This window comes from Flavobacterium sp. (assembly GCF_043779715.1).
In the GTDB taxonomy this organism is placed as follows: Bacteria; Bacteroidota; Bacteroidia; order Flavobacteriales; family Flavobacteriaceae; genus Flavobacterium.
In genome coordinates this window covers 1-6,902 of the sequence record NZ_JAYWDT010000182.1, presented here as the reverse complement: position 1 = coordinate 6,902, position 6,902 = coordinate 1, and the positions used below count along the sequence as shown (strand labels likewise).

The following is a 6,902-nucleotide window of genomic DNA, read 5'->3' as shown; positions in this document are numbered from 1 at the left end:
CTATATAGTGTAAATTTACAATATTAGTAATAAGCCAAAAACAATTATTATGAAAATCACAAACAACATCCCTTCATTAAAACTCATCTCTATTGGACTAGCAATCTCATTGTTTTGTTGCCTAGGTTTTTCATATAAAATTTATGATGATTTTAAAACTACTAAAAGAATTTTAAATAATGAAAAAAATGCAATTATTTCGGAATTAAATAAATCTAAGGATTCTTTAGAATTAGCTATTTCTGAAAATTCATCATTAAAAACGGATTTAATAGTAGAAAGACAAAAAGTAACTAATCTTTTAGATGAGATAAATAATACTAATATCGATGTAGCTTCATTGATAAAATATAAAACGGAAGTTAATAGACTGAAAAATGTTGTAGTTTCTCTTACAAAAGAAAAATTTCAATTAAAGAAAAATAATGATTTGCTTAAAGTGCAAAGAGATAGTACAATTTTAGTTTTAACACAATCTAAAAAGTACAATGATACCTTAATAGCAATGAATGAAGGTTTGAATAGAGTTATTAGAAAGGGCTCTAAAATTTCAATTGTTAATTTGAAAACTTCAACATTAAAACAAACAAAATCAGGGGATTTTGAGTCTACAGATAAAGCTAGTAGAGTAAATTTATTACAAATTACTTTTATGGTTGTTGGTAATAAAATTAGCAAGCCATGCGAAAAAGAATATTATGTACAGATAATTGATGCCAAAAATAATATTGTTGGCGAAAAACATTCTAAAAACTTTGGTGTGATGATTTTAGATTATAGTTATTATTCTCCAGTAAAATTTAAAAATGAAAGTTTAGAAGTTACTGCGGAACTTGCGTTAGAAAATGTCGAAAAAGGAACCTATTTTGTTAATGTATTTGATAAAGATAATTTGGTTTCAAAAACAACATTTGCTTTGAGATAATATAATTTTGATTTGGTTAGGTTAATTTATAAAAAAAGTCTTTCAATTATTTTGAAAGACTTTTTTGTTTAAATAATTCTTCCTTCAATAAAAACCTTTTCGATTAGATTACTGGTAAACGAATAAGCCATTTCGTAATACGTTGTTAGCCGTTTTGTAATTATAATATTGGCACTTTTTCCTTTTGTAATACTTCCATGAGTTTGAGAAATTCCCATGGCATAAGCACCGTTTATTGTTGCGGCATTTATTGCTTCTTCTGGAGTCATTTTCATTTTTATGCAAGCAGTTGCCACAACAAAATTCATATTTCCGGATGGAGTTGTACCTGGATTATAATCGGTGGCGAGCGCAAGTGGTAATCCTGCCGCAATCATTTTTCGTGCTGGCGTATAAGGAATACTAATAAAATAAGAGCAACTAGGTAAAGCAACTGGCATGGTAATACTTCCTTTTAAGTCATCAATATCTTCGTCGGTTACAATTTCTAAATGATCGACAGAAAGTGCTTCGTATTTTACACAAGCTTTAATTCCGTTGATGGCTGTAAACTGATTGACATGAATTTTTGGAATCAAACCATATTTTTTTCCTGCTTCCATAATTTTTTCGGTTTCTTGTACCGAAAAATAACCAGTTTCTAGAAAAGCATCAATATAATCGGCTAATTTTTCTGCAGCAATTTTGGGTAACATTTCATTAATAATCAAATCGATGTAAGCCGCATGATCTTCCTTGTATTCGGTAGGAAATGCGTGTGCTCCAAGAAAGGTTGCTTTTATTTTTATAGGATAATTTGCGGCTAATTTTTTGATTACTCGAAGCATTTTTAGCTCACCATCAACTGTAAGCCCATATCCAGATTTTATTTCGACCGCTCCAGTTCCCTGTTGCATGATTTCTTCTAAACGAACTTTCGATTGGTTGTAAATATCTTCTTCACTGGTTTCATTCAGTTTTTTAGCAGAATTTAAGATTCCACCACCACGATTGGCAATCTCTTCATAGCTCAAACCATTTATTCTATCTACAAACTCCTGAATTCGATTACCTGCATATACAATATGGGTATGACTATCGCACCAAGTTGGCAAAACAATTTTCCCTGTTGCATCGATAGTCTGGTCAGCTTTAATAGTAGGGCAATTAGCCATCGGACCAAAATCTGTAATTAAATTATCTTCGATTAATAAAAAAGCATGGTCAATTTTGGGTAAAATCCCCATTTCGGTACCTGAAACTTTATCGATAGGATTATCTCGAACCTGAAGTAGTTCTTTTATATTGATGATTAATGTTTTCATTAAAAAATAATTTTTGTAAAAATAATCTTTGATTTTTAAAAACGGCTATCTTTATATCAAATTATTATAGGGTGCGAAAAATAAAATATAAAAAAGGGAAAAAAGTTGTCCCTACATTTTTAGAATACACAGGTAGACATAAAGATATTGCTACAGAAATGCAATTGTTTGTATATGACAGTGAAAATTTGACAGAATGTGCCGATCATAAATGCAATGATTTAATTTCTATAGTCGATTTGACTAAAGTAAATTGGTTAAATATTCACGGGTTAAATGAAACGGTTGTTATAAAAGAAGTTGGAGATTTCCTAAAAGTCGATAACTTTATGTTGGGTGATATATTAAACACCACAAAACGAACTAAACTAGATGAATATCATGACGTTTTATTCTTTAATGTCAAATCATTGTTACCAATAGAAAATACGGATAATATAAATGTAGAGCAAATTAGTTTTTTACTTAGAGATGGAATTTTATCTTCTTTTCAGGAAAAAAAGAGCGATTTTTTCACCCACATTAGAGAAAGAATACGAACGCATTCCGGAATTGTAAGAGAGAAAAAAGCAGATTATTTGCTGTATTTGTTGCTTGATTCCATTATGGAAAATTTTTATGTTACTATCGAAAATGAAGAAGATAGAGTAGAAACGCTAATTAATTTATCTAAAACAAATACCAAACCAATTATTTTAGAGCAAATAGAAAAACATCGCGATAATTTTAATTTTTTGAAACGCTCTATTATTCCTTTGCGAGATTCCTTATATTCTATAAAAAGTATGAAAGACGATAATGTATTTAATGCTATTGAAAAGGAAAATTATAGTTTTTTTGACCGTTTGCATCAAAAATGTTTAGAGCTTTTAGAACAAATAGAATATGATATTACTACATTAGATAGTGCTTCGAACTTCTATTTTTCGGCACAAAGCCATAAGATGAATGAGATTATGAAAACCCTAACTGTTGTTTCGGTTTTCTTTATGCCGCTTACATTTATAGTTGGAGTTTATGGTATGAATTTTGAAAATATGCCCGAATTGAAATGGGAATATGGATATTTTTATGTTTTGACAGGTATGTTTGTCTTGTTTTTAGGTATGATTCTTTATTTTAAATGGAAAAAATGGTATTAGATTTTCTAACAAAATTATTTTAAATGAAATATTTATGATAACGAAATCATGAACCCAAATAAAGATTGCCTCATAAATATACCATATTCCAATAAAAAGAAAAATATTATCTACATATGAAAACATTTGTAAGTGCAATTTCAGAAAAAGAATTCCCAATTATCGATAAGATAAAAGGAAGTATGATAAGAAAATCTATTTTAGATTTTATACAAAAAGAGCACCCAAACTTTACCGAAAATGGCGAAATGGCGATTAGCGAACTCAATTTGTATCGAGAAAAATATATTTCTGGATTCCTGTTGAAAGAAGTTGATGATCTAAATTTATTAGAGAAAAAAGTTTTTGACGCTGTTGAAAGTGAAACAACATTAACCAATAAACTCGATTTAGAAACTAAAAAATACACTTTCGGACAACAACTTGCTGACAATGTGGCTAAGTTTGGCGGAAGCTGGACATTTATAATTTCGTTTATGATTTTCCTTATGATTTGGATTTTTGTAAACTTTTTTATTTTCTTCAACAAAGGATTCGACCCGTATCCGTTTATATTACTAAATCTAATTTTATCTTGTATTGCTGCGTTGCAAGCACCGGTAATCATGATGAGTAATAACCGTCAGGAAGAAAAAGATCGCGAACGTGCAAAAAGCGATTATATGATTAATCTAAAATCTGAGCTAGAAATTAGAATGCTTCATGAGAAAATAGACCATCTAATCATGCACCAAGAACAAGCACTTATCGAGATTCAGAAAGTACAAATAGACATGATGAATGATATTTTGACTCGGATTGAAAAGTAAATTATAACCAGAAAGCATTTTCTAACTGAATTTAGTTAGATGCAATATCACTATATTTATTATTTATTTTTAACAAGTTTAGGATTACTTTTGGAAAGTGAATAATTTCACAAAGCTAAGTGCTATAAGTAATGCTGCATGACTTTGGACATGTATTTGAACCTATCTTTATTTGACATTAATAATTAAAAACATATAAAATGACTGAAACAACCAAAGTAGCAGAAGTAAAAGCGGAAGTTGTCAAAAAGACACCCATTAAAAAAGTCATTAAGAAAGCTGTAAAGAAAAGTCCACAGAAGACCAAATCTACAGGTCCAACTTCTAATTATCCCCGACATACAGTAGAAAAAGCACTAAGAATACCGAGAGCCATTTTGGAACAAAATGCTGGCAAAGAATGCTCACAAGCAGATTCTGCCAAATATTGTGGCGTAGGATATAATGGACCATTTCAATTAGAAATAAGCTCATCTTTAAAGTATGGTTTATTAGAAAGACCAAGTCCTAATCAAATTAAGCCAACAGAATTAGCAAAGCAAATAATAAAACCTCAATCTTCTGAAGACGAATTGAATGGATTAAGATCTGCTGTGCTTAACGCTCCAACTATAAGTGATGTATACAAGCATTACAGGGGTGAAAACTTGCCTGATCGAAAATTCTTTGAAAATGCCCTTGTTGACACATTTAAAGTGCCAACTGAAAAATTATCAGAATTTATTGAAATTTTTACTGAAAGTCTAAGTAGTTCTAAACTTATTGAAAAGTCAGGAGATAAATTTAGAGTATTGGACATATCAGAAGGAAACAACTCATCCAAATTAATAGATACTGGCTCTGAACTTAGAAAATTAAGCAAATCTGCTCCGATAAATAGTACTGATACTTGTTTTGTTATGATGCCTTTTGCGGCTCCATTAGGCGATTATTATGCTAAAATATATGAACCTGCAATTAAAAAAGCAGGTCTTAATCCAATTAGGGCCGATAATGATATTTTCGGAACAGGTAAAATAGTGGACCAAATTTGGTCCGGAATAAATTCAGCTAAAATTCTTATTGCAGAATTAACTGGACGAAACCCGAATGTTTATTACGAACTTGGTTTAGCTCATGCATTAAAAAAACCTGTTGTTTTAATTTCTTCAAATGAAGAGGATGTACCATTTGACTTGAAACATATTCGTGTAATTTATTATGACAAAAATGACCCTTTTTGGGGTACAAAACTTATTGATAAAGTTGCAGAAAATATCCTTTCTGCAATTGCGCATCCTCAAGAAACTATTTTATTTTAATCAATTATGTGAAGAGCACTACTTAAAACCACAGTGCATTTTGGATAGATTGTTGTGATAAGTAGTATATACACAAGTTGGTAGCAATTTAAAAAGCAGTGAAGAATTCAATAACCTTAATACAAGAAATGAAAAATTACGTAAGTAAAATTAACGATAGAAATCTTCAACGAAAAAGAGAGTCTGGTCTGACAACATATGCTTTATATTCAATTTTAATTATTATTTTTTATAATCTCACAAAAATATATCCTCTTATTCCAATTAAAAAAAAGTATTGGGAAGTGTTGACCGTAATTATTCCAACTTTCAATATTTATTTAGGAATTTTAATTATAATAATGGTTTACAGCTCTACAACCAACCATATTTCTTCAATAAGAGTAAAATTAAATTCCACGAATAATAATTTATTAGACGAGATAATTCTATGTTCCATCATTCTCATTCCACTAAGTGCAAGTTTAACTGTAACAATTCATGAATATAATTCCTTGTCAATAACGAACTGGTATCTAATTATCATGTCAATTTTATTATTACTTTTCACATTTATCATCATTGGAATAATATCATCAGAACGTAAAAAAGTAAATAAATCCATAGAAATATATGAAGGAACTGGTAACAGGGCTGATGACAAAAATTGGCTTTCAATATTTTTCTATGTTTTAGGTTTTTCAATTATAATCTATTCAGGATTTAATCTATTATTAAACACGACTAATATTGGAAAGCTAAATGTTTTAATTTTTGGAATTTTGATATATTCTATCCCTTGTCTTGTAATAAAAATATTAGACTTAAGAGAAAAAGATAATTTTACATCGGCATTAGAAAACCTAGAATATGAAATAAATGTGAATAAATTAAATGATGACGAAATAAGAATAAGGCTTCAGCAAAATTATTTCGGCTTCTTACTCAATGATTGGATAATTTATAATTTCCAATTAATTGAAGATTTTAATTTAAATATAGATGAACAAAGAAGTAATCTTGATATTACAAAGACCGAATTGAAAAATATTGATATTAAACAATACCCTATTGAACACGTAGGAAGAACAACCAAAATAAAAGAAACAGAAGTGAGTATAGCAAAACAGATTAATAGTTTCTATAATCAAAAGATAAAAGAAATAGAAAGCTTTTGGTATGATTCTGAAATCGAATATGCTGATAGAATGGAACTTTATAAATTACACTTCAAGTTTAATGAAGAATTCCAGAAACATAAAAAATAAACTGATACCATTAGCGGTTTCCTAAAATGTGGATTTTAGCGATGAATTTGAATTTGTTTTGTATTTGTAAAGCAGTGTTTAACGGAAAGTTTAGGCTTCCTAAATTGGCCACATCACCAAGCTGTAAAACGTTAAAAATATAAAAACCCGATAGCGCGGATTTGCAATCCGTGC

At 29.4% G+C, this 6,902-nt stretch carries 6 protein-coding genes; 5 read left to right on the top strand and 1 reads right to left on the bottom strand.

Annotated features, from left to right (window positions below; all coding sequences use genetic code 11):
• The first annotated feature begins 49 nt into the window (after positions 1-49).
• The gene (locus tag ACH2BG_RS08870) at positions 50-925 is read left to right on the top strand and encodes a hypothetical protein (protein ID WP_395047334.1); all 876 of its coding nucleotides are present in this window, start codon (positions 50-52) and stop codon (positions 923-925) included.
• Between the two features lie 68 nt (positions 926-993).
• Here the strand turns inward: ACH2BG_RS08870 and hutI are convergent, their stop codons facing one another.
• Positions 994-2,229: an imidazolonepropionase gene (hutI, locus tag ACH2BG_RS08865; RefSeq protein WP_395047333.1), complete on the bottom strand. Its 1,236-nt coding sequence runs from the start codon at positions 2,227-2,229 to the stop codon at positions 994-996.
• Between the two features lie 71 nt (positions 2,230-2,300).
• Here hutI and corA point away from each other — a divergent pair, with 71 nt between their 5' ends.
• The 4 genes from corA to ACH2BG_RS08845 all read left to right on the top strand — a co-directional run bounded on the left by corA (position 2,301) and on the right by ACH2BG_RS08845 (position 6,728).
• Positions 2,301-3,371 carry a magnesium/cobalt transporter CorA gene (corA, locus tag ACH2BG_RS08860; RefSeq protein WP_395047332.1) on the top strand — a complete coding sequence of 357 codons (1,071 nt, stop codon included), beginning with the start codon at positions 2,301-2,303 and terminating at the stop codon, positions 3,369-3,371.
• Positions 3,372-3,487: 116 nt separating this feature from the next.
• The gene (locus tag ACH2BG_RS08855) at positions 3,488-4,180 is read left to right on the top strand and encodes a DUF1003 domain-containing protein (protein ID WP_395047331.1); all 693 of its coding nucleotides are present in this window, start codon (positions 3,488-3,490) and stop codon (positions 4,178-4,180) included.
• A gap of 200 nt (positions 4,181-4,380) precedes the next feature.
• Positions 4,381-5,481, top strand: a complete 1,101-nt coding sequence (locus tag ACH2BG_RS08850; RefSeq protein ID WP_395047330.1) for a hypothetical protein — start codon at positions 4,381-4,383, stop codon at positions 5,479-5,481.
• Between the two features lie 128 nt (positions 5,482-5,609).
• Complete coding sequence (locus tag ACH2BG_RS08845) at positions 5,610-6,728, top strand: hypothetical protein (RefSeq protein WP_395047329.1); 1,119 nt, start codon at positions 5,610-5,612, stop codon at positions 6,726-6,728.
• Positions 6,729-6,902 lie beyond the last annotated feature (174 nt).